This window comes from Bartonella sp. AP3QHHD, assembly GCF_042195765.1.
Lineage (GTDB): Bacteria > Pseudomonadota > Alphaproteobacteria > Rhizobiales > Rhizobiaceae > Bartonella.
Map to the genome: position 1 here is coordinate 37,110 of NZ_JBHIPC010000077.1, position 22,525 is coordinate 59,634.

The 22,525-nt window shown below is 36.5% G+C and carries 21 protein-coding genes and 2 tRNA genes; 8 read left to right on the forward strand and 15 right to left on the reverse strand.

Translation table 11 applies throughout. The features are described 5' to 3' along the window. Positions 1-111: 111 nt before the first annotated feature. From ACFIL7_RS04515 to rpe, 10 genes are all read right to left on the reverse strand, one after another. A complete protein-coding gene (locus ACFIL7_RS04515) occupies positions 112-1,368 on the reverse strand; it encodes a multidrug effflux MFS transporter (RefSeq protein WP_375634474.1) in 1,257 nt (418 codons plus the stop codon). 71 nt (positions 1,369-1,439) lie between these two features. Next, entirely contained in the window at positions 1,440-1,772 is a 333-nt protein-coding gene (grxD, locus tag ACFIL7_RS04520; RefSeq protein WP_015856495.1) for a Grx4 family monothiol glutaredoxin, read from the reverse strand. 98 nt (positions 1,773-1,870) lie between these two features. Beyond that, positions 1,871-2,104, reverse strand: coding sequence for a BolA/IbaG family iron-sulfur metabolism protein (locus ACFIL7_RS04525; RefSeq protein ID WP_005773427.1), 234 nt, complete (start codon positions 2,102-2,104; stop codon positions 1,871-1,873). 58 nt (positions 2,105-2,162) lie between these two features. Next, entirely contained in the window at positions 2,163-4,373 is a 2,211-nt protein-coding gene (gene purL / locus ACFIL7_RS04530; protein WP_375634475.1) for a phosphoribosylformylglycinamidine synthase subunit PurL, read from the reverse strand. Positions 4,374-4,665: 292 nt separating this feature from the next. After that, positions 4,666-5,337, reverse strand: a complete 672-nt coding sequence (purQ, locus tag ACFIL7_RS04535; RefSeq protein WP_375633167.1) for a phosphoribosylformylglycinamidine synthase subunit PurQ — start codon at positions 5,335-5,337, stop codon at positions 4,666-4,668. Between the two features lie 11 nt (positions 5,338-5,348). Further along, positions 5,349-5,588 (reverse strand): phosphoribosylformylglycinamidine synthase subunit PurS, encoded by a 240-nt coding sequence (purS, locus tag ACFIL7_RS04540; RefSeq protein WP_375611546.1) that lies wholly within the window; start codon positions 5,586-5,588, stop codon positions 5,349-5,351. A gap of 78 nt (positions 5,589-5,666) precedes the next feature. Next, on the reverse strand, positions 5,667-6,431 hold the full coding sequence (purC, locus tag ACFIL7_RS04545) for a phosphoribosylaminoimidazolesuccinocarboxamide synthase (RefSeq protein WP_375634487.1): 765 nt from the start codon (positions 6,429-6,431) through the stop codon (positions 5,667-5,669). Positions 6,432-6,604: 173 nt separating this feature from the next. Continuing rightward, positions 6,605-7,153, reverse strand: a complete 549-nt coding sequence (locus tag ACFIL7_RS04550) for an RBBP9/YdeN family alpha/beta hydrolase (RefSeq protein ID WP_375634476.1) — start codon at positions 7,151-7,153, stop codon at positions 6,605-6,607. Positions 7,154-7,221: 68 nt separating this feature from the next. Beyond that, on the reverse strand, positions 7,222-8,529 hold the full coding sequence (gene purB / locus ACFIL7_RS04555) for an adenylosuccinate lyase (protein ID WP_375633189.1): 1,308 nt from the start codon (positions 8,527-8,529) through the stop codon (positions 7,222-7,224). Continuing rightward, positions 8,529-9,215: a ribulose-phosphate 3-epimerase gene (rpe, locus tag ACFIL7_RS04560; protein ID WP_375633165.1), complete on the reverse strand. Its 687-nt coding sequence runs from the start codon at positions 9,213-9,215 to the stop codon at positions 8,529-8,531. Before rpe ends, purB begins: the two co-directional genes overlap by 1 nt. Before the next feature lie 146 nt (positions 9,216-9,361). On the opposite strand from rpe, the gene ACFIL7_RS04565 reads away from it, so the two are divergent. Beyond that, the gene (locus ACFIL7_RS04565) at positions 9,362-9,901 is read left to right on the forward strand and encodes a flavin reductase (RefSeq protein WP_375606632.1); all 540 of its coding nucleotides are present in this window, start codon (positions 9,362-9,364) and stop codon (positions 9,899-9,901) included. Positions 9,902-10,209: 308 nt separating this feature from the next. Next, positions 10,210-10,626 (forward strand): RNA polymerase-binding protein DksA, encoded by a 417-nt coding sequence (gene dksA, locus ACFIL7_RS04570; RefSeq protein WP_015856486.1) that lies wholly within the window; start codon positions 10,210-10,212, stop codon positions 10,624-10,626. A 51-nt stretch (positions 10,627-10,677) separates the two neighbouring features. Here dksA and ACFIL7_RS04575 read toward each other — a convergent pair whose 3' ends face one another. After that, complete coding sequence (locus ACFIL7_RS04575; RefSeq protein WP_375617793.1) at positions 10,678-11,154, reverse strand: hypothetical protein; 477 nt, start codon at positions 11,152-11,154, stop codon at positions 10,678-10,680. Between the two features lie 219 nt (positions 11,155-11,373). On the opposite strand from ACFIL7_RS04575, the gene ACFIL7_RS04580 reads away from it, so the two are divergent. Beyond that, complete coding sequence (locus ACFIL7_RS04580; RefSeq protein WP_375633164.1) at positions 11,374-13,908, forward strand: response regulator; 2,535 nt, start codon at positions 11,374-11,376, stop codon at positions 13,906-13,908. 279 nt (positions 13,909-14,187) lie between these two features. Here the strand turns inward: ACFIL7_RS04580 and purN are convergent, their stop codons facing one another. Together purN and purM are read right to left on the reverse strand one after the other, a co-directional pair. Next, positions 14,188-14,799: a phosphoribosylglycinamide formyltransferase gene (gene purN, locus ACFIL7_RS04585; RefSeq protein ID WP_375633163.1), complete on the reverse strand. Its 612-nt coding sequence runs from the start codon at positions 14,797-14,799 to the stop codon at positions 14,188-14,190. Further along, positions 14,796-15,905 carry a phosphoribosylformylglycinamidine cyclo-ligase gene (purM, locus tag ACFIL7_RS04590; RefSeq protein ID WP_375633162.1) on the reverse strand — a complete coding sequence of 370 codons (1,110 nt, stop codon included), beginning with the start codon at positions 15,903-15,905 and terminating at the stop codon, positions 14,796-14,798. Before purM ends, purN begins: the two co-directional genes overlap by 4 nt. 158 nt (positions 15,906-16,063) lie before the next feature. Between purM and ACFIL7_RS04595 the strand changes: the two genes are divergently transcribed. The 5 genes from ACFIL7_RS04595 (at position 16,064) to ACFIL7_RS04615 (ending at position 19,258) form a co-directional block, all read left to right on the forward strand. Then, positions 16,064-17,275, forward strand: coding sequence for an AI-2E family transporter (locus ACFIL7_RS04595; protein ID WP_375617797.1), 1,212 nt, complete (start codon positions 16,064-16,066; stop codon positions 17,273-17,275). Beyond that, a complete protein-coding gene (gene hdaA, locus ACFIL7_RS04600) occupies positions 17,272-17,961 on the forward strand; it encodes a DnaA regulatory inactivator HdaA (protein WP_375617798.1) in 690 nt (229 codons plus the stop codon). The genes ACFIL7_RS04595 and hdaA overlap by 4 nt, the downstream gene beginning before the upstream one ends. Positions 17,962-18,671: 710 nt before the next feature. Further along, positions 18,672-18,748 (forward strand) — tRNA-Pro (locus tag ACFIL7_RS04605). Between the two features lie 88 nt (positions 18,749-18,836). Next, entirely contained in the window at positions 18,837-19,142 is a 306-nt protein-coding gene (locus ACFIL7_RS04610) for an ETC complex I subunit (RefSeq protein ID WP_375617799.1), read from the forward strand. Between the two features lie 39 nt (positions 19,143-19,181). Beyond that, positions 19,182-19,258: transfer RNA gene (locus ACFIL7_RS04615), tRNA-Arg, on the forward strand. 1,961 nt (positions 19,259-21,219) lie between these two features. Here the strand turns inward: ACFIL7_RS04615 and ACFIL7_RS04620 are convergent. After that, positions 21,220-22,263 (reverse strand): tyrosine-type recombinase/integrase, encoded by a 1,044-nt coding sequence (locus tag ACFIL7_RS04620; RefSeq protein ID WP_375683396.1) that lies wholly within the window; start codon positions 22,261-22,263, stop codon positions 21,220-21,222. A 6-nt stretch (positions 22,264-22,269) separates the two neighbouring features. Continuing rightward, the gene (locus ACFIL7_RS04625) at positions 22,270-22,488 is read right to left on the reverse strand and encodes a hypothetical protein (RefSeq protein ID WP_273791657.1); all 219 of its coding nucleotides are present in this window, start codon (positions 22,486-22,488) and stop codon (positions 22,270-22,272) included. Positions 22,489-22,525 lie beyond the last annotated feature (37 nt).

The window sequence follows — 22,525 nt, forward strand, 5'->3', positions numbered from 1 at the left end:
CAATGTGAATGTTTAACACAAGAGTGTTCTATTTGGAGATGTTTTATTTTGTCTGATAGGTTTATCTTCTTATTGTTCAAGAGAGATGTTATTAATCTTTCGTAGTAATATTTATTCGTTAGGATTACTATGATATTGCCTAAAAAGATGACCACGTTCAGCCCATAAGACGAGAAGTATGGCAGTGAGACTCAGAAAGAAAAATCCTGCTGAGTTTGGGATGGTTGTTTCATCAAATTGTTGGGCAATAAAAAAGCTGAGTCCTGCACCGATAGATGTTTGAAGAAAGCCGGATACAGAAGAAGCTGTTCCAGCAATTTCTCCCACAGATTCGAGAGAGAGTGTATTGAAATTGGCCATAATGCCACCGCAGGCAAACATCAATATACAGAATAACAGCATGTAAAAAGCAAAAGGAAGGATACCATCTGTTAAGATAGAGCCAATAAACCATACACATGAAGTGATACAAAAGAGCAAAAGCATAGTATGAGCAATACGCCGCATTCCAAGGCGTCCAACGAGTTGAGAGTTCATGAATGATGAGAAAGCCTGAAATGCAGCACCAACTGCAAAGGCAATAGGGAACCAAAGTCCTAGATTATAGATCCCTTCATACGTTTGTTGTGATGTATTAACGGCGGTAAAGATACAGCCTAAAATAATCGAAGTTGCTAGTGTATAGCAAAGTGTTGTGCGATTGGTTATTACAATCCATAAATTATGTTTGACTGAAGAAAAGGAAAGAGAGCGTTGCGCATAAAGAGTTTCCGGCAAGCGGAATTGAATCCAAATCATCAACCCGAAACCAATCATTGCCATGAAAATAAAAATATATTGCCAATGTCCGAGCTGTAAAATGATCTGTCCTGTTGCGGGACCAACCATTGGTGCAACAAGAAAAACCATCATAACAATAGACATAACTTCTGCCATTTTTCGACCACTGTAAAGATCACGTACGACGGAAACTGTAAGAACCCGCATAGCAGCTCCTCCAATACCTTGTAAGATACGCAAAATAAGTAAGAGAGAAAAATCAGTTACAAAGGCACAGCCAATCGCCGTAAATGAATAAAAAGCAAGACCAATAAGAATAAGTTTACGTCGTCCATACCTATCGCTTATTGGACCGAAAAATATTTGAGCAATACCATAGCTAATAAGATAACTCGAAATGATATAATGTTGATCATTTTCATTGAGAACATTTAAACCATCTAAAATATTAGGCATAGCTGGCAGCATAATATCAACAGCTATAGCGTTAATAGCCATGAGCGAAGCAATAAGAATAACAAATTCTTTATAGCCAATTTTTTTTCTAATCGCATCACTATGCGTTTGTTCATCGACTGAATATGACATATGGCATCCTTGAAATAGAAATTTCGTCTGAAAACAGCTCTTTTTAAGAGTCTGAATAAAATGAAAGATACCTATGATTGATTACAGGGAATATTTTTTTCTTTCAAAAGTTCCTGTAACTCATTGTTTTGAAACATCTCTTTAACAATATCACAGCCTCCGACAAATTCACCCTTGATATACAGCTGTGGAATTGTTGGCCAATTTGAGTAATCTTTAATTCCTTGACGCAATTCGTTAGAAGTTAAGATATTAATTCCTTTATAATTCAATCCTAAATAGTCAAGGATTTGAACAACTTGTCCTGAAAACCCGCATTGCGGAGCATCAGGTGTTCCTTTCATGAATAAAATGACGTCGTTTGTTTTAATCTCGTTGTCAATAAAATCATGAACAGTGGTCATTTTTATCCCTCGATATTTCAGATTTTTATAAGTGTGTAATTTATATTCATACTGTTTTTAATCGTATTAAATGAGTGAATGCAAGAAGAAATTTTAGATTATTTTGGGATATTTGTTTGCAACATTAAGGCGTGAAGGTCATTTCCCATATTGCCTTTAAGGGCATCATAGACCATTTTATGTTGTTGAACACGGGTTTTACCACGAAAACTTTCAGAAATAACTTCTGCAGCATAATGTTCCCCATCTCCAGCAAGATCACGAATTGTTACAGTAGCATCAGGAATGCCTTCACGAATAAGCGTTTCAATTGCATGGGCACTCATTGCCATCATTATTCTCCTATGTTGTTCATTTTTTTATAAAGGCTGTTTAAGAGAAAAACAATTTTTACTCTTCACCCATAAATTGTGGAAACCAGTTTTCATAGGCTTTTGTGAGTTTGTCTATAGAAAGTTTTAGTATTCCATCTATATCAAGTGCATCACCTGCAACTTGACCTAGCTCTGTTAAAGAAACTGCACTTATTTGTGCGAGCTCTTTAAGACTATTAAGAGAGTGAGGTTTGACGGCTAAAAGATAACGTCCTTGGTCTTCTCCAAAAAGTTCTGCATGATGGGGTGATTTATTGCTTAATTTTACTTTGATTCCTTTACCTGCTTTAATCACCATTTCAGCAAGTGCTATCGCTAATCCTCCGTCAGAAATGTCATGAGCAGCATGAACAAAACCACGATGTATGACATCTCGAATAAATTGACCATGCTTTTTTTCAAGTTGTAAATCTACAGGGGGGGGGGCACCTGCATCAATATTTAAAATGTTACGTGCATAGATTGATTGTCCTAAATGGGAGCCGCAATTTCCTACTAAAACAAGAATATCTCCATTTTGCATACCACTTATTGTTACCATTTTAGACCAATCATTAAGAAGACCTACACCAGCAATTGTGGGGGTTGGAAGAATGGCATCCCCATTTGTTTCGTTGTAAAGAGAAACATTGCCTGAAACGATAGGAAAATCGAGGATTCTACAAGCTTCTCCTATACCTTTAATAGCAAAAACCAGCTGTCCCATAATTTCAGGTTTTTCAGGGTTACCAAAATTGAGATTATCTGTAGCAGCCAGTGGTGTTGCACCTGTCGTACTAATGTTTCGCCAGCATTCTGCGACAGCTTGTTTTCCTCCTTCATAAGGGTCTGCTTCACAATAGCGAGGTGTTACATCAGAAGAAAAAGCAAGAGCACGTTTGCTGTTGTTTCCTAAACGGATAACGCCTGCATCACCTCCTGGACAAACAAGGCTATTTCCTTGGATAAGAGTATCATATTGTTCATAAACCCATCGCCGAGAACTTTGATCAGCAGAATTCAATAAGCTCAGAAGCGCATCACCAAGATTTTCAACTTTTTTGACGTCTTCTGCTTTCAAGGATGTTTTTTTTGCCGGCTCACTCCAAGGACGATCATAAACAGGCGCTTCATCACCAAGCTCTTTGATGGGAAGATTGACAACTTCTTCCCCTTGATGAGATACACGAAAACGTAAATCATCGGTTGTTTTCCCAATGATAGAAAAATGCAGCCCCCACTTATGAAAAATTGCTTCTGCTTGCTTTTCTAGTTCTGGTTTAAGAACCATGAGCATGCGCTCTTGACTTTCAGAAAGCATCATTTCATAGGCTGTCATGTTTTCTTCTCGAACAGGAACTGTATCGAGATTAAGCTGTATCCCTAGATTTCCTTTTGCACCCATTTCAACGGCAGAAGAGGTAAGTCCTGCTGCCCCCATATCTTGAATAGCAACTACGGCTCCAAGTTCCATGAGCTCTAAACATGCTTCAAGAAGACATTTTTCTGTAAAAGGATCACCTACTTGAACAGTTGGGCGTTTTTCACTGATTGAATCATCAAATTCAGCAGAGGCCATTGTTGCCCCACCGACACCATCACGTCCTGTTTTTGCACCAAGGTAAACAACAGGGAGTCCGATGCCTTGTGCTTTAGAATAAAAAAGGGCGTCTGTCTTTGCAATACCGGCGACAAAAGCGTTAACAAGGATATTGCCATTATAACGCTCATCAAAATTTACTTCTCCACCAACCGTTGGAACACCAAAAGAATTGCTGTAACCACCTATTCCAGAAACAACACCAGAAACAAGATGGCGTGTTCGTGGGTGATCAGGAGCACCAAATCGCAATGCATTTATAGCAGCAACAGGACGGGCTCCCATTGTAAAGACATCACGTAAAATACCACCAACACCTGTCGCTGCACCTTGATAAGGTTCAATATAAGAAGGGTGGTTATGGCTTTCCATTTTGAAAACAACACATTGTCCTTCGCCAATATCAACAACACCAGCATTTTCACCAGGTCCTTGGATGACACATTTTCCTTCTGTCGGAAGAGTTTTTAGCCATTTTTTAGATGATTTATAGGAACAATGCTCGTTCCACATTGCAGAAAAAATTCCTAGTTCAGTAAATGTGGGTTCTCTACCGATTAACGTCAGGATACGTTGATATTCATCTTCTTTTAGCCCGTGTTGTGCAATGAGTTCTGGTGTAATAGTGATGTTATTGCAAGGCTTCATGAGTATTTATCCGTCAAATTAATCGAAATTTAGTATTTTTATTTTTTTACCTAGCAGCTTATATTATAAACAATAATGTTGTTTAATAATAAAAATATTTATAGACAGTAAGCTAAAGATTTTGTCCGTTTGTTTGGTGGGATTTAAGACTAAAAATGGTCTTAAATAATTATGTGTTTAGAAAATAATATCCATTGTTGTTTGTGAAGAGCTTTGTTTATAGATTTATGATGCGAGAAATGGTATAAATCCTTGTTTTTTTAAATTATGGAGCGCGAGTACTTTTGCAGCATTATCCATTTACTAACTCTAAAGCACTTTGAAAAAGTAAACGACCGTCAGTACCTCCGTGGGCGGGTTCAATAAAGTTTTCAGGATGGGGCATCATACCAAGAATATTACCAACTTTATTAACAATACCAGCAATATCTTTCATTGAGCCGTTCGGGTTTGTATTTTCTGCATAGCGAAAAACAATTTGTTCATTGTCTTCCATTTGTTTCAATGTTTCACTATCAACAAAATAATTTCCGTCATGATGGGCAACAGGACAACGAATAATTTGTCCTTTAGAATAATATCGAGAAAATTTTGTCTTGGCGTTAACGACTTCAAGTTTGATTTCACGACAAACAAATTTTAAAGAAGCGTTACGCATTAAAGTACCGGGTAATAATCCTGCTTCCAACAAAATTTGAAATCCATTACAGATACCTATTATTGTCGTACCTTCTTGTGCTTTTTCACGAATGGCTTTTAAGACGGGAGTTCGCGCTCCAATTGCACCACATCTTAAGTAGTCGCCATAGGAAAAACCACCAGGAATAATAATAACATCTACATCTGGAATTGTTGTTTCTGTTTGCCAAATTTTTAGTGGCTCAACTCCCGTTATATGATGTAATGCTGCAATCATATCTCGATCACGATTTAATCCAGGAAGTTGAATGATGGCAGTTTTCATGAGCGTTTCACTTACAGAAGTTCGATTGTATAATTTTCAATGACAGTATTTGCGAGTAACTCTTCACACATTTGTTCAAGTTTTTTCTTTGCAGTTTCAGAAGGTAGATCATCAAGAACAATATCAAAAACCTTTCCTTGACGAATAGATTGAATGCCTTCGAAAGCCAAACTTTTTAAAGCACCGACAATCGCTTCTCCTTGTGGATCAAGAACGCTTTCTCTTAAAGTAACTGTAATGCGTGCTTTCATTTTTTGCTTCCTGCTTTTTAAAAGAACCTCTCCTTTGAAGAGGGGTGTTTGTATAAGGTGATGTTTTTTACCTTGTTTTTACTTTACGAGAACGGGACCACTTGGTCGTGTTGGTTCGTTTTCATTTATAATACCAAGACGTTTGGCAACTTCTTGATAGGCATTAATAAGCCCTCCCATATCACGACGAAAACGGTCTTTATCCATTTTTTCTTGTGTGTGCATATCCCATAGTCGTGCAGAATCAGGAGAGATTTCATCAGCAAGAACAATGCGCATTGTTTCATCTTCCCACAGGCGACCAAATTCCATTTTAAAATCAATTAATTGGATGTTAACACCGGCAAAAAGCCCAGAAAGAAAATCATTAATACGAATTGAAAGTTGCATGATATCTTCTATCTCTTGTGGGACAGCCCACCCAAAAGCTGTGATATGTTCTTCCGTTACCATAGGATCATCGAGAGAATCATTTTTATAGTAGAATTCAATGATGGATTGCGGAAGCGGGGTTCCTTCTTCCAGTCCTAAACGCTTAGCAAGAGAGCCGGCAGCAACATTGCGAACAACAACTTCCAACGGAATGATTTCCACCGCTTTAATAAGCTGTTCGCGCATGTTTATACGTTTGATAAAATGTGTTGGGATGCCCAAACGTCCAAGATGGCTAAAAATATGTTCCGAAATTCGGTTGTTTAAAACCCCCTTTCCGTCGATAATTTCATGTTTTTTTGCATTAAAGGCAGTTGCATCATCTTTAAAAAATTGAATATAAGTCCCTGGTTCAGGTCCTTCATATAAAATTTTAGCCTTGCCTTCATAAATACGGTGGCGACGATTCATCATGATTCTCTATTTATCTTGAGAGGTTTTTAATAACATTGATAAATGATACTATCCTAATTGATAGAATTTCTCAATGATATTGCTATGATACTTTTATAATTTTTATCATTACACGTTTATCCAAAGGTGAAGATACATAAGCGATGAGAAAGAAGATCACCTCTTTTGGATCAAATTTTTGCAAGAAAGTGAGAGAGGACCATAAGCCCTTCAGGCCAAGGTCCGTGTCCGGATTCTGCGTTAATATGGCCAGAATACCCAGCATCAACAAAGAGTGATCCCCAATCATTGGCAATTTTTTCTGCTACTGAAAATTGACAAAACTCATCGTTGCGACTGGCTATGACAATAGAAGGAAAAGGAAGCTTTTGGCGATGATAGGGGCCAAATGTCATTAAATGTTTGGGACGTATTTTTTCATTGGCGACATCTGGAGGGGCAACAAAGAAAGCGCCACAAATTTTTTCTGTATTGTGTACAGTTGCATGAATAACACTGGGAACTCCTAATGAATGAGCAATAAGCATAACAGGTCTTTGAGCTTTTGCGATGGCGGTTTTAACTTTGTTAACCCACTCTTCACAAACAGGCTTTGACCAATGGAGTTGTTCAATGCGGCGGGCTGTCGACAATTTTTTTTCCCAGCGTGTTTGCCAATGATCTGGACCAGATCCTTTGTAGCCAGGAACAATAAGAATATCGAGTTGATTTGCTTTCATGAATTGTTTTCTTTGTTACAACAGATTTTTGATCATAGGTGGAATGGATTTTGGTTTTCTATGTCGCTTTATTGTTCTTCAAAAACACGTTTAAAAATCGTATTGATATGTTTGGTGTGGTAAGAAAGATCAAATTTTTCGCGAAGCTCTTCTTCACTTAAAGCTTTGGTAACATCTTTATCGTTGAGGAGTTCTTCTAAAAAATCTTTTCCTTGTTCCCAAACTTTCATCGCATTTCGTTGTACAATCCGATAAGAATCTTCACGACTAATCCCTGCTTGTGTGAGTGCTAAAAGAACCCGTTGTGAGTGAACAAGACCGCGGAATTTATTGAGATTTTTTTGCATATTTTCTGGATAGACAATGAGATTTTCAATGACAGATGTGAGGCGAGAAAGAGCAAAATCAAGTGTAATAGTCGCATCTGGAGCAATATAACGCTCAACAGATGAATGGGAAATATCACGTTCATGCCAAAGAGCTACATTTTCCATGGCTGGGAGTGCAAATGCACGTACCATACGGGCTAATCCAGTTAAATTTTCTGTTAAAACTGGATTACGTTTATGAGGCATTGCCGATGAACCTTTTTGCCCAGGTGAGAAATGTTCCTCTGCTTCAAGAACTTCTGTTCGTTGTAAATGGCGTATTTCTATTGCTAGCCTTTCAATAGAGGAAGCAATAACACCAAGTGTTGCAAAAAACATAGCATGACGATCTCTTGGTATTACTTGGGTGGAAACCGGTTCAGCACGCATCCTCAAGGCTTTTGCTACATGTGCTTCAACGCGTGGATCGATATTTGCAAAAGTTCCTACAGCTCCTGAAATCGCGCAAGTAGAAATTTCTTCTCGTGCGGCAAGAAGACGTTTGCGACAACGGGAAAATTCAGCGTATGCAAGAGCAAACTTGATTCCAAATGTTGTCGGTTCGGCATGAATGCCATGACTCCGCCCAATGGTGATTGTCTCTTTATGCTCAAAAGCCCGTCTTTTTAATGCTTCAAGAAGTTGGTCTATATCCTCTAGCAAAATATCACTCGCACGCATCAATTGAATGTTCAGCGTTGTATCGAGAACATCAGATGATGTCATGCCTTGGTGGATAAAACGTGCTTCTGGTCCAATGAATTCAGCTAGGTGGGTTAGAAATGCGATAACATCATGTTTGCTAATTGCTTCAATTTCATCAATGCGATTGATATCAAATTTAGCTGCTGCCCCTTTTTCCCAAATGACTTTGGCGGCTTCTTTCGGAATAATCCCTAATTGAGCAAGGGCATCACAGGCATGGGCTTCAATTTCAAACCAAATACGATATTTTGTTTCAGGAGACCAAATTGTTACCATTGCAGGGCGGGAATAACGTGCGATCATCATTTTTTTCCTTGTTGTGAGAGGATTGCGGCTTGCCGCAATGCATTAATACGTGTTTTGTAAAGCTCTTTATTTCCATCTTTATAAATTGCAGAGCCTGCGACAAATACATTTGCACCAGCTTTTGCAGCTATCCCAATTGTATCAACGGTGATACCACCATCAACTTCAAGATCAATAGGGCGGTTTGCAATCATGCTTTTAACGCGCTTAATTTTATCTTTTATTTCTGGAATAAAACTTTGTCCACCAAAACCGGGATTGACCGTCATGATGAGAATGAGATCTAATTGATCAAGCAAATATTCAAGGATATGTTCAGGGGTGCTTGGATTGAGTGCGATTCCTGCTTTTTTCCCCATTTTTTTGATTGTTTGTAATGAACGATGAAGATGTGGACCTGCTTCAGCATGAATAGTTATAATATCTGAACCTGCTTTTGCAAAAGCTTCTAAATAAGGGTCTACTGGTGCGATCATCAGGTGGACATCAAATATTGCTTTTGTTAATGGGCGCAGAGCTTTGACGATTTCAGGACCAAAGGTGATGTTAGGAACAAAGTGCCCATCCATAATATCAAGATGAAGCCAATCTGCACCAGCATCAACAACATCTAACATTTCTTGTCCAAGTTTAGAAAAATCAGAAGCCAAGAGAGAAGGCGAAATGAGATGTGCATGGGGCATTAAAATCTCCTTAGATTGGCAGTTTTTATCATATCGCTGTGTATACACAAATATTTTTTGTGTTATGACGGAAAAGAAAAAATATGTATTATAGGTCTTTTTATGGAAAGATCGCTTGAAATTTTAAAGCTTTATAAGTGAAAGATATGTCGAATCATAAAACATATTTGATGCCTGAACTTCAACATAAACATACTATTGCGGTTTCTTCCCAAGAATATCGAGATGCCATGAGTCTTTTTGCAGGAGCTGTGCATATTGTGACAACAAATGGTATTAAGGGAAGACGCGGGGTGACTGTTTCGGCGTGTTGTTCTTTATCTGATAATCCTCCAACCCTTCTTGTTTGTCTCATGCGCCATAATTTAAAGAATCAGGTGTTTATGGAGAATGGAAATTTTTGTGTTAATAGCTTGGCAGGAAAACATCGCTCATTAGCGGATGTTTTTTCGAGGCGTTGCAATTCTACACAAAATGAGCGTTTTGATGTTGCTCAATGGGGAGCTTTGCAAACGGGGGCGCCTAGTCTTTCAGACGCTCTAGCGTCGTTTGATTGTCGTTTGATTTGTTGGCACGAACACGCAACCCATTGTGTTTTGATTGGTGAGGTTGTTGCAATCAACTGTAATAAAGAAAAAGATGCTTTGATGTATTTGAAACGTGAATATCACACTTTGCCTTTATAAAGATTTTATTTTTTTGCATTGATGAAATGATTTATTGTTGCTTCATTTAGATTTTAAACAATGTAGAGAGTAGGGGAGGGATGGCTCTGATATCTGATTTCCTTCTTTTTAAAGTTTTTCAATAAGCGAGAAAAATGATTTTGGATGAGATTTGATCAAGAATTCAATCTACATAAAAAAGCGATCAAACCTAAACAGTGCATTTAGATATATTCGTCGATTGTTATGAAAAAACATTTTACTCTTGTGTTGATGGGTATTGCACAATATATAGACCGCACATAGCATATGTGGAGGTTTTTTATTGCATGAGCGAAGAGATTGATGGTCAATATCGCCCTAGTGAAGATGAGCCTTTTATGAATGAGCGGCAAAAGGCGTATTTTCGTGCTAAATTGGTTTCTTGGAAGAATGATATATTAAAAGAAGCTCGTGAGACTTTGGAAAATTTGCAGGAAGAGAATGTTGGTCAGCCCGATTTGACTGATCGGGCTTCTTGTGAAACTGATCGTACAATCGAATTACGTGCTCGTGATCGTCAGAGGAAACTTATTTCAAAAATAGATGCTGCTTTAGAGCGCATTGATAATGGGACATACGGTTTTTGTGAAGAAACCGGCGAACCCATTAGTATAAAGCGTCTTGAGGCTCGGCCGATAGCCGTTTTGTCATTGGAAGCGCAAGAACGTCATGAACGACGTGAAAGAGTTTATCGCGATGATTAAGGTTATTGAGATGATAAACAAACGAAATTCGTGGTGATAAAATTGTATATTTTATTTTTGAGGGGTAGGAATGAATAAAGATGGTTCTTGCCGCCCCTCAATTTCGGCGGTGATGGCTGAATCTTTTACCGCTTGATTCGTAAAAGGAGAGGGACTTTTATCCGATATATCGTTTCTTTCTGGAAGGGCGGAATTTAGATGTGTGTGTGTTTCTCTTTTTTGTATTTTTGATGTACCAGTAATATCAGATTCTACAACCACATCTGTTAATCCGCCAATAAGGAGCAAATGTTCTTTATTATCGCAACGGACTAAAACAAGGCGGCGTGCCCGATCTATAGAAATTACTTCACATAATGCTAATCGTGATAGACTTTTTTTTCTATTAATGCTGTATCTTCCCGTACTTAAGCGACGTAAAAACACGATAATTACGGTAATAGCTGCGATTGTTATTATAAAAAGCAAAAAGCTTATCGTTATGTTTGCAGCAAATACACCTATTTGCTCTGATAACCAGATATACATAGATTTTCTCCCATTTTGGATGGAAATATTATTTTTTATTGAGATAAATTTATAAACATACCCTCAAAAGGTTCACTTATAATGGTAAGAAATAAACTTTTGAATATTAAGCGAGCTTATCTTAGATAATATCATAGCATATACTTTATAACAACATAACAACGAATATAAAGGAAGTTTTGTGACATAAGAAATAGCTATAAGCTAAGGCAAAGAGAGATGGATAAAGATTTTGAGAATAATGAAAGATCAGCGTCTTCGTTTCATCGGAGAGTTGTGATTTTTGGTGTTGTTTTTGTATTAGGTTTTCTTTTCATTGTGGGTATTTTAGGTTTTTTTTATACACAAAACTATTTGCAACAGGCGATATCAATATCTTTTTTGATTCTAGCAATGATCGGTGTTGCAACACTCGTTTTGTGTGGAATGGGAATTTTAAGATATCATGTGTGGTTGCATGAAGATTTTGATTTTAGCATCTTTAATAGGAGCGATGATGCAATTGTAATCTCTGATCTTTCTGGTTTTGTTTATTATTCTAATCAAAACTATCGAAAAATTCTGACCTATAAGCCTGAAGTGTCTTGTTATAGGGTTATTGCGGATCTTCCAGGAGCTGGTGGACTCTCGTACCGCTTAAAGGTTGCAGCCTGTAATAATCTTGCAGCGCAAGAGGAATTAAGAGTAGAACAGCCAATTTTTACTGATTCTACACCAAAAAAATCTGTTTGGTATAATATTTCCGTTCAACCTATCACAAAACAGAAAAAAAAGCTTTTATTTTGGCGTATTACTGATATTTCGCACTTACAACAAACGCGAGAAGTTTTTTTCTCGAACCTTCAAGAGGCTATCAATCACTTGGATCAAGCTTCTATTGGTTTTGTATCCGTTAATAAACAAGGAACTATTCTTTATGCCAATGCGACTTTTGCAGAATGGTTCTCAATTGATTTAGCGAATTTCTCAATTGGTCAACATAATTTTGATTCGTTATTTGATAGCGTTGGTGCTAAGAGCTCATGGAGTGATATCTGTTTGCAAACCAACAGATATCAAAGTTCAGGTTACTCTTTACCTTATAGGTTTTCGTTATGTTTAAATTCATACACGACTTGTGAGAAAATATTCCATTGTCTTATATCTGTTTCTTCTCTCTTAGAAGAGGAGGACATTTATCGTATTGTGATCATTCCACAACAAGTACAAAAAGAAGAAGATGATCAATTAAAATTACCCAGTATATTAGGAGAATATTTTGATGCGAGTCCTTTTGCAATAGCTGTGGTGGATCATGCAGGGCAATTGGTTCATATGAATAAAGCTTTTTCATCACTTACGGGATGTATGGACAAAGCTGTCAATTTTTATGATGTTATTTCTCGTCGTGATTGTGTGCAGTTAGAGCGTTCTTTTCAGAGAATTGCGACAAATAAAAATTATTTTGTTTCTCTAGAAACTGTTTTAGAAAAAAATGAAGAATGCCATTTACGGCTCCATATTATGTCTGTACCGCCCTATCACGGTGATGCATTGCAAGATTTGCTTATTATCTCTGTGATTGAAACAACCGAACAAAAAACTCTTGAAGATAAAATGATGCAAAGTCAGAAGATGCAAGCTGTAGGACAATTGGCTGGCGGCATTGCTCATGATTTTAATAATGTTTTAACAGCAATTTTAATGTCGTGTGATCTTCTTTTAAATACGCATCGTAGTTCTGATCCTGCTCATGCTGATCTGATCAATATTAAAAACAATGCTAATCGTGCAGCTGCTCTTGTCCAGCAATTGTTAGCGTTTTCTAGAAAGCAAACACTTCGACCTGAAGAAATTGATTTTACTGAATTTTTATCAGATATCCGCAATCTTATTTTACCACTTTTGGGGAATAATATTCAGTTAAAAATTATCCATGGAAGAGATTTGTGGAGCGTTGAAGTTGATCAAGCATCTTTTCAGCGTGTTATTATGAATTTGGTTATTAATGCGCGTGATGCCATGTTAGATGGAGGTATTGTTACGATTGCGACAAATAATATTACAAAGCAACAAAGTGCTGAATTTAATCATCTTGGATTAGCAATTGGCGAGTATGTGCAATTGACTATTTCAGATACAGGGGCTGGTATATCTGCTGCTATACAAGAAAAAATGTTTGAGCCATTTTTTACAACAAAAGAAGTTGGAAAAGGAACAGGACTTGGTTTATCAATGGTTTATGGAATTATCAAGCAGAGCGGTGGGTATATTTATTGTGAAAGTAAAGAAGGTGAAGGAGCAACATTTCATATTTTTCTTCCCCGTTATATCCCCAATATAAAAGGAGAAATTTCTCAAAAGATTGAAAAAGATGAAGAGAAAGATAAAAATATAGACTTAACAGGATCTGCGACTGTTTTATTGGTTGAAGATGAAGATGCGGTCAGAATGGGGGGGGTAAGAGCTCTTCAAATGAGAGGATATACGGTTTTAGAGGCAGCAAGTGGGGTGGAAGCACTCTCTATTCTTGAGGAACAAAAAGGAGATGTTGATATTATTGTTTCCGATGTGGTAATGCCAGAAATGGATGGGCCCACTTTATTGAAGGAAGTCCGTAAAAACTATCCTGGTATCAAATTTCTTTTCGTTTCTGGATATGCAAAAGATGCTTTTGCTAAAAATCTTCCACAAGATGCTGTTTTTGGTTTTTTATCTAAACCTTTTACACTCAAACAGTTAGCTCTAACAGTTAAAGAAACACTTTCGTCATGAGCAAAAAATTATGCAATAGAAAATTGCGTATTTTAAGATTTTTTAGGCGAAATACGAGAGTATTTTGATAAATAGTGTTTATGATAATGTCATAGAACTGAATAAAGAAGAATTTTGAAAATGAACTAAAATTCAAAAACACCACATATTTTGTGCAAAAATTTATGAAGAGATGGACTCTATTATGTCAACATTTCATAGAGATTTTCAATTGTAGAAACTGAGTAAAAACTATGTGTAAAGCATTGAAATATGCTGATTAATAGATTGTTGATACACTCAAAAAGATAAAAGCTGTTGTTGCGTATCTATCATTTTGCTCTTTCCTTCAATAAATGCTTTTAAAGCTTCGGGGTAGAGTTTATGCTCTACTTTAAGAACTCTTTGTGCTAAGCACTCAGCAGTATCATGGGGATAGACTGGAACGGCTGCTTGGGCAAGGATTTTTCCTGCATCCATGTCTTCTGTAACAAGATGAACAGTGCAACCCGTGATTTTTACACCTGCTTGTAAAGCTTTTTCATGTGTGTTTAAGCCTTTAAATGAAGGCAAAAGAGAAGGATGAATGTTTAAAATTCGTCCTTCATAAAGTTTTACAAAACGTGGTGAGATAAGACGCATATACCCTGCAAAGCAGAGAAAATCCGGTTTATATTGATCTAAAATCGTAAAAATATTTTCTTCATGCTCTTCTTTTGTTTTGTAAATTTTACGATCAACAATATGAATAGGTAAGTTATGGTTTTGCGCCTTTTCAATACCGTTTGCGCGCGGATTATCGCAAATAACCGCGACGATTTCAGCAGGATATTCTTTTTGTTGACTAGCTTGAGCAAGTGCGACCATATTGGACCCATTACCAGAAATAAAAACGACAATTTTTTTTTTCATAAATGCAGTACCCCTTTATAAAGTATTCCTTTATTTTGATCTTGGCATTTTATTAAAATGCCAAGGGGAGTTACAGTTTCTCCTTTTCTTTCAAGAGCTTGTGTAATTGTTTCAGCTGCATGCTGTGCTACGATAATGATCATGCCAATACCACAATTGAATGTTCTTAACATTTCTCTTTCTTCTATTTTACCTTGTTTGGCAATCCATGAAAATACTGCTGGAACATTGATGGTAGAAAGATTAATTTCAGCGCAGAGAGAAGATGGAAGGACACGTGGAATATTTTCAGGAAAGCCTCCACCCGTAATATGAGCAAGAGCTTTAATCCCTTCATGTTTTCGCATGATGGGAAGAAGCGATTTTACATAAATGCGTGTTGGTGTAAGAAGTGCTATACCAAGGCTGTTTTCGGGGGAAAAAGGGGCAGGGTTATTCCATTTGAGATAATTTTGCTGGATGATTCGTCGAACAAGCGAAAAGCCATTGGAATGAATTCCAGAGGAGCTTAGACCTAATATAACATCACCTTCTATCAAATCTTTTGAAGGGAGTAGCTTGCTGCGTTCGCATGCTCCTACAGCAAAACCGGCTAGATCATAATCTCCCTCTGCATACATTCCTGGCATTTCTGCAGTTTCTCCTCCAATAAGAGCAGCACCGGCTTGTTTACATCCTTCTGCAATACCAGAAACAATCGCAGCACCTTGTTCAGGGTCGAGCTTTCCAGTTGCAAAATAATCCAGAAAAAAGAGAGGTTCAGCTCCTTGTACGAGTAAATCATTGACACACATAGCTACAAGGTCAATACCTACAGTGTTATGGTGCCCCACTTCAATGGCAATTTTTAATTTTGTTCCCACACCATCATTGGCTGCTACTAGGATAGGATCTGTAAAGCCAGCTGCTTTTAAATCAAAAAGGCCACCAAACCCGCCAATTTCTGCATCTGCTCCGGCTCGTTTTGTCGCGCGTATAAAGGGTTTAATTTTTTCTACCATAGCATTACCCATATCGATGTTTACACCGGCTTTTGCGTAGGTAAGACCAGCTTTGGATTTATCCCCAGCCTTGGATTTATTATTTGTAAGATCTTGATTGCTCATTGGAGCCTTCCTTTAATGGAAAATCAGGTTTTGATATTATGCAATGCCATGATAGAGTTCTCTCTGCAAGAGATATTGATAAGAAAATAAGCAACTTTTCTTGTACCTTATTTTGAAGTTGTTTATAATTTTTTGTGAAGATTTTTTTAGGATATTTTATGAGCAAGATATCAGATAATCACGAACAGTCTTCTTGGCAACTTATGAGAAAGAAAGTGAGTGAGAATACATCTCGTGATCGTTATAAGACTTATGTGCCAGCGTATACTCAATTACCGTTGCCGAATAATATGAAAAGACAAATCTTTTTTTGGCTTGGTACGCTGATTTTTTTCATTCTTTTTATGTTTGTTTTTGGATCGATTTTGCTTCCTTTTGTGGCAGGGATTGTGTTGGCTTATTTTCTCAATCCCATTGTTCAATTACTTGAAAAATTTGGTATTCGTCGTGTGTTTGGGACTGTCCTTATTACCTTATTTATTGTTATTACCTTTGTTGCTGCTTTAGTTATTTTGATTCCTGTTATTAGTTGGCAAATACAGCAATTTATGAGTGATGGTTTACCTGTTTATATTAATCGTATTCAAACCTTTTTTGTTGAGCATGATTTTGATTGGTTAAGGCGCTATTTTGGAAGTGATCCAAATGAATTACGGAATAATATTAAAGGATTTTTGGGCGAAGGTTCGGATTTTATTACGTCTCTTTTGAATTCACTTTTAAAGTCAGGAAAGTCAATCGTTAATATCGTTAGCCTATTTGTTGTGGCACCTGTGGTGGCATTTTATATGTTATTAGATTGGCCACGTATGGTAACAGCAATCGATTCGTTAATACCGCGTGATCATCTTGAAACCGTCCGTAGTATTTTTCATGAAATGGATAGAGCTATTGCAGGCTTTGTTCGTGGACAAGGAACAGTTTGTCTCATATTGGGAGGCTATTATGCTATTGGTTTAACGATTGCAGGACTCAATTTTAGTCTTTTGATTGGTATGTTTATTGGTCTTATTAGCTTTATTCCTTATATCGGCACAATGAGTGGTTTGGTCCTTTCTGTTGGTATTGCATGGGTCCAGTTTTATCCCAATAATTGGGGGGGAATCATTGTTGTGATGGCACTTTTTTTAATTGGTCAATTTATTGAAGGTTATATTCTTCAACCCAAGCTTGTAGGTTCATCAGTGGGATTACATCCTGTATGGTTGATGTTTTCACTTTTTGCTTTTTCTTCACTCTTTGGTTTTACTGGTATGCTTGTTGCTGTTCCTGCGGCAGCGGCTGTTGGCGTTTTAGTTCGTTTTGCTCTTCATACTTATCTGAGTTCTCAGATGTATTCGCGAAGCGGAAATTCGGAGCCGCTAAAATGAATGGGCGTGAAACGCAATTATCTTTAAATTTTCCTTATGATCCGATTTTTCAATTTGAGGATTTAGTGGTAACGGAAAGCAATCGTATGGCTTTTCAGCTTATTGATCACTGGCCCAATTGGAGCTTACCTATTGCAGTTTTGGTTGGTAAAGAAGGATCTGGAAAAACGCATTTTTCTAATATATGGCTCCAAAAAGCAGATGCTTTCAGGATTCAGCACAATGAACTTGATCAGGCTGTTACTATGGCTTCTTTAGGCAGATCATTTTTAATAGAGGATATTGATACAGGTGAAATCAATGAGACAGAACTTTTTCATTTAATTAACAGTATTAAGCAAGCAAATCTTGATGCACGACAAGCTACTTTATTGATGACGGCACAAACACTTCCTTCCGCTTGGAATTTAATGTTAAATGATCTAAAAAGTCGCCTTAATTCGGTGATGTTCGTTGAAATTAATCAGCCTGATGATGCATTGTTAACAGCTGTTGCATTTAAGCTTTTTTCCGATAGGCAACTTATTGTACATCCAGATACGGTTTATTATCTTGTAAGCCGTTGTGAACGTTCTTTATTTTCATTGAAGCGTGTTATTGATTCTGTTGATCAGTTGGCATTACAAAGAAAAAGAAAAATAACACGTGCTGTTATTGCTGAAGTTTTAAATAGAAGAAATCCGTAAATACTCCTTATCATGGCTTACTTATTCTGTCCTTCTATTATCGTTTCAATATGTGGAAGACAAGTCATTTAAATTTTTTCTTTTTGGATATCTATATAAGAGTAAAAAATAGTATTTTTTACTCTTATCGTGTTTTTATTTTAAATAGCTTTGAGATTTTATTGTATGATGTTGAATTCTTACCATCTTCGTATTTGAAAATTTTTCTAAAAAGAGCGCTGTATTTTATTTATAATAAAACCTTTGTGCTTTGAAAAAATGTTTGTTGTTTATGGATTTGGATTGTAGAAGATTCTAGAATTTTTAATAAAAGAGTCTTTGGGAAGATAGAAAAAGAGGGGAAAAAAGCTTAATACAGCTGAATTTTTTGGCTTATGTTCTCTTTGGGAAAGTTTTTCTATAATATTTAAGTCATTTTTTTCTAAAATTGTATCTGTGGAATGTGTTTTGATACAATGAGAGCTTGCTTAAAACAGGATAAAAATTATGAAATCCTTATAGAGAAATTCGTTATTTTTTAATATAGATTGGATTTTCTTACGGAAGTTATTTTCTACTATTTGTCAATAAATTTGTTATTGAGTAGAGGGAAAAATTAAAAAATGTGCTTTTTTGTAAAGAAATACAACAAAATTAAAAAAAAGTGTGTTTTTCTCTTGCACTTCTGTTGTGAAAATTTTAGGAAATGTGCATCAAGTAAATGTAAATGGCGGAGCGTAGCGCAGCCTGGTAGCGCACCTGATTTGGGATCAGGGGGTCGTAGGTTCGAATCCTATCGCTCCGACCATATTTGATTGAGTGTGTGAGAATGACCCAATTGGGTACGTGTGGTGAAAACTATCATCCAAGCGTTGTGTAATCTGAAGGAAAAAGGCATGATCGCACGTATTTATAGTCCTGCTAAGACAGCTATGCAGTCAGGTAAGGGGAATACAGGTTTTTGGATTCTAGAGTATGAGCCAATGAAAGCAAAAATGCTTGAACCTCTTATGGGCTACACAGCAACGTCTGATATGAATAATCAGGTAAGGATTCGATTTAATAGGAAGGAAGAAGCGATTGCTTTTGCACGTAAGAATGCTATCTCTTACCGTGTAGAAAAGAAACATACATCGATTCGACGTGCTATTTCTTATTCTGATAATTTTCGCAGTGATCGGCAGCATTCTTGGACACATTGAATTGAAGATGCTATTTTGAATTGAGAAAATAATCAGTTGGGTCCCGTAGCTCAGCTGGATAGAGCAACGGCCTTCTAAGCCGTGGGTCACAGGTTCGAATCCTGTCGGGATCACCATGTTTAAATGATATTTATAGGCTATAAAAAGTTAGAGAGTTTTCCTTTTATTCTATTAGCTTATTTTTCTGTATAATCCCGAATCTTTTTGATGTTTTTTGGTTTATTTTGTTGCTAAACGTTTTCTGTTGACTGTTTTAGTATAAAATGATGCTGTTTTCTCTTTTTTCAGTAAAAATTGCTTTTGATTGCTGAAACTTTAGCATTGCATATTCTTGCCGAGTGTTGCTACTATATCACATGCTTTAGGAAACAGATTACAAAAACTCTTTTTTATGAGCTTCTTTTCATCTTTCTGAAAATGAATATTTTATTTCTTAGATTAGATTTAAGCATTGCGGCTAATGCTGGTGAAATTGCCCAAAAACATCTATTGTGATTTTTTTATTTTTTATGAATAATATTATTACGTTTTTTAGCATGATCTTTGGTAAGATCGATTTTGATTAGATACAAGGCATGATGGATTCGATTTAGAACAGTTTATGAAACATTGAAGAATAAAAATGATATCTGTTTATGATGAGAATTTACAGATGGCACAAGAGGTGGAAAATATCTTCTTGTCTTGGAAGCTGTGATTCATAACGAATTACTTCTTTATAGTTTTTTCGTATAAAAAGATGTTATATGTGCCGTCCAGATAAGATATTGTTTTTTTCAATGAGAGACACTTGCGGACAATTTGATTTAACATGATTGTCACTGTTTCTCAGGTAGGGTTATAGGTTTCATCAATGTTTAGGTTTTCTTAGTCTTATAGGTTTAAGAATGTATACTGTATATTTATATGAATGAAGATAGATTGTATCTTAGAGTTAAATTTTAGATTTCATATTTACATTTTCAAATGTTTTTTCTTATTTCTTTATAGTTTGTACATCATGTTAGAAGTATTTTAATATTGGATAACAATCACATTAAAATGTTATACAGATGAGCTCTGAAGATCTAAACTCACACGGTTCAAGGTGATCATTATTTCAATAGGAATACAGTGTGAGGAGAATGCCATTTTACAGGCTTTGTTTTAAGAGATATCTCTTAAAGCTCACTTCACTCTGGCGCTCGTGAATGGTACAATGATAAATCCATTGAGCTCCATCATCTTTACACTTATGAAGAAATAAGCTGACATTATCATACACTTTGCCTATTTGTCAGCCTCCGATGTTGCAATAGATCTCAGCACTTGAGGCATTTATCGGCATTTTTGTGCTTTTTTATACAATTTTTACTTAATACTAATTCCTCTTATGACGTGTAAGAGAGACGGTTTTGTTTGATTCAATATAAATAGGTTTGAAATGAGAAAACATTACGATATTCGGATTTCTCATTCAACATGGCAAACAATAAAACATGATTATAAATCAATGTATTTTTAGAATGAAAAAATTTGCTTTTATCGTGTTTTTTACTCTTTTTAATATTTTATTATAATCTGTAATTGGTAAACTCAAAATACAGCTCTAAGGTTAAGTGTTTTATATCTATCGAAGTGACTGTTGTTATATCTAACTGTTTAGACAACAAGTGTATACCAATAGACATGAAAGAATTAAGAAAAACAGAGGATAGATCAGGAAATAAACAATATTTTTTAGAACGGAAGCCTATGCTTGTGGAAAGAATTTTAAAATCAAACTTCTAATCTGTTGAAAAATGAGGCTGTTATTACGTTTGTGATACTTTTTCCCCCAAGAGGCGCTATCAGAACGTAAAAAATATTAGAAACACTCCGTAAAGTATGCCCTTTGTAGAGGCATGTTGCAAAATCTTATTTCCGAATCTTTATTTACGCATCCCGTACCTTGGAAGAATACGATAATTCGATAATTTATTTATACTATAAAGTTGAATGGTGGGCGTGACAGGCAAATAAAAAGCAAGTAAAATAAAATAGTTATGTCTAATATAAGGGAATAGGTGAATCTTGATTCTATTGAGTTTTTTTGCCTCTATCCCTCATCTTTTTGAAGCTTTTTTATGGCTTCAAGAGAGAGTTTTTTACGGTCTGCGCTCTTTGTGTAAAGAGATGCCATAGCATCATTTGTCCAGCCAAAAATTGCTTTGAGTTGTGATACTGTTGCACCAGAATTAGCTGCGCGTGTTGCTGCTAATTTTCTTAAGCCATGTGCTGATTTTTTGATTCCCGCTACGTTACAAGCCTCACGAAAAAGGTTGCCAAAACTTTCTTTAACTAGTTTTTTACCTTCTTTACCACAAATGAATGTTTCTTCTCCAATAGGACCAGTTTCAAGCGTTTTGGCTAATTCCGGTAAAATAGGTAGAAAGACATCTGTTTGGAATTTACTTTTCTCTGTTTTGAGATGAATGATATTATTCTTTACATCTTTCCAGCCAATGCGGACCGCATCACCACGACGCAAACCCGTATACAAAAGGACATCAATCCAAACGCGTTCATGGGTACCATGGGACCATCTTTGATAATATTTCTCAACATCTTCTTCTGTCCAAACAGCAAACCCATCTTTGTTATGAAGGGCTGGTCTTTTAACACCTAAGGCTGGATTATTTTCTAAAAGACCTTGGTCAATCGCCCAATTAAAAAGCCCATTAAGGGCTTTCAGAAAGTTTCTAGCCATTGCTGGTGTTTCTTTGCGTCGTTCAACGCCGGCTATGATATGTTTCTTTTCAATTGCTTGGTATGGAATGTTTCCTATAGTATCACATACCTTCATAAGGATGAGTTCTTTTTGTTTTTTTGTAGCTTTAGTGTAACTATGCCAATTAGAGCTGTTAAAGTATTGTTTAAGCAGCCATGCAAATGAACCTTCAATAAGTTTACCGGTTTTTGATTTAGGAAGTATAAGCCCTTGTAACTCGGCAAGTGCGCTTTTGTAGTTATCAACAAACTCTTGCGTTCCATAGGTACCGCGTATTCTAATGCGTTTGCCATGACCAATACGTACATACCATACAATTTTGCCATGTTGAGTAATTTGTTTAACGAGATGAGGAGGACGTGGTTTTGGCATGGTATTTTACATCTTAGAGAGTGCGGTTTCGTAATATTCATTCTTTGACAAATCTAAAAGTTTGTCTGGGTGGTTAACTGAATTTGGTAGTGGAATATCGGATTTAAGATAGATAAGCAGTTCACCGGTAGGTTTGATTTCTACGAGTTCACAACCTTGTTTTTTAGCTTCTCTTAAAGCGCGTGCAATGGCTGGTTGCGTTATAGCAGCTGGACGAGGCGCCATATCTTTTCTCCTTACATTGAGATGCAATTCACGTGTG

What these genes read in the sequence shown, in the direction of transcription:
- ACFIL7_RS04515 (WP_375634474.1), bottom strand. Translation starts at nt 1,368, where the DNA reads ATGTCATATTCAGTCGATGAACAAACGCATAGTGATGCGATTAGAAAA.
- grxD (WP_015856495.1), bottom strand. Translation starts at nt 1,772, where the DNA reads ATGACCACTGTTCATGATTTTATTGACAACGAGATTAAAACAAACGAC.
- ACFIL7_RS04525 (WP_005773427.1), bottom strand. Translation starts at nt 2,104, where the DNA reads ATGGCAATGAGTGCCCATGCAATTGAAACGCTTATTCGTGAAGGCATT.
- purL (WP_375634475.1), bottom strand. Translation starts at nt 4,373, where the DNA reads ATGAAGCCTTGCAATAACATCACTATTACACCAGAACTCATTGCACAA.
- purQ (WP_375633167.1), bottom strand. Translation starts at nt 5,337, where the DNA reads ATGAAAACTGCCATCATTCAACTTCCTGGATTAAATCGTGATCGAGAT.
- purS (WP_375611546.1), bottom strand. Translation starts at nt 5,588, where the DNA reads ATGAAAGCACGCATTACAGTTACTTTAAGAGAAAGCGTTCTTGATCCA.
- purC (WP_375634487.1), bottom strand. Translation starts at nt 6,431, where the DNA reads ATGAATCGTCGCCACCGTATTTATGAAGGCAAGGCTAAAATTTTATAT.
- ACFIL7_RS04550 (WP_375634476.1), bottom strand. Translation starts at nt 7,153, where the DNA reads ATGAAAGCAAATCAACTCGATATTCTTATTGTTCCTGGCTACAAAGGA.
- purB (WP_375633189.1), bottom strand. Translation starts at nt 8,529, where the DNA reads ATGATCGCACGTTATTCCCGCCCTGCAATGGTAACAATTTGGTCTCCT.
- rpe (WP_375633165.1), bottom strand. Translation starts at nt 9,215, where the DNA reads ATGCCCCATGCACATCTCATTTCGCCTTCTCTCTTGGCTTCTGATTTT.
- ACFIL7_RS04565 (WP_375606632.1), top strand. Translation starts at nt 9,362, where the DNA reads ATGTCGAATCATAAAACATATTTGATGCCTGAACTTCAACATAAACAT.
- dksA (WP_015856486.1), top strand. Translation starts at nt 10,210, where the DNA reads ATGAGCGAAGAGATTGATGGTCAATATCGCCCTAGTGAAGATGAGCCT.
- ACFIL7_RS04575 (WP_375617793.1), bottom strand. Translation starts at nt 11,154, where the DNA reads ATGTATATCTGGTTATCAGAGCAAATAGGTGTATTTGCTGCAAACATA.
- ACFIL7_RS04580 (WP_375633164.1), top strand. Translation starts at nt 11,374, where the DNA reads ATGGATAAAGATTTTGAGAATAATGAAAGATCAGCGTCTTCGTTTCAT.
- purN (WP_375633163.1), bottom strand. Translation starts at nt 14,799, where the DNA reads ATGAAAAAAAAAATTGTCGTTTTTATTTCTGGTAATGGGTCCAATATG.
- purM (WP_375633162.1), bottom strand. Translation starts at nt 15,905, where the DNA reads ATGAGCAATCAAGATCTTACAAATAATAAATCCAAGGCTGGGGATAAA.
- ACFIL7_RS04595 (WP_375617797.1), top strand. Translation starts at nt 16,064, where the DNA reads ATGAGCAAGATATCAGATAATCACGAACAGTCTTCTTGGCAACTTATG.
- hdaA (WP_375617798.1), top strand. Translation starts at nt 17,272, where the DNA reads ATGAATGGGCGTGAAACGCAATTATCTTTAAATTTTCCTTATGATCCG.
- ACFIL7_RS04610 (WP_375617799.1), top strand. Translation starts at nt 18,837, where the DNA reads ATGATCGCACGTATTTATAGTCCTGCTAAGACAGCTATGCAGTCAGGT.
- ACFIL7_RS04620 (WP_375683396.1), bottom strand. Translation starts at nt 22,263, where the DNA reads ATGCCAAAACCACGTCCTCCTCATCTCGTTAAACAAATTACTCAACAT.
- ACFIL7_RS04625 (WP_273791657.1), bottom strand. Translation starts at nt 22,488, where the DNA reads ATGGCGCCTCGTCCAGCTGCTATAACGCAACCAGCCATTGCACGCGCT.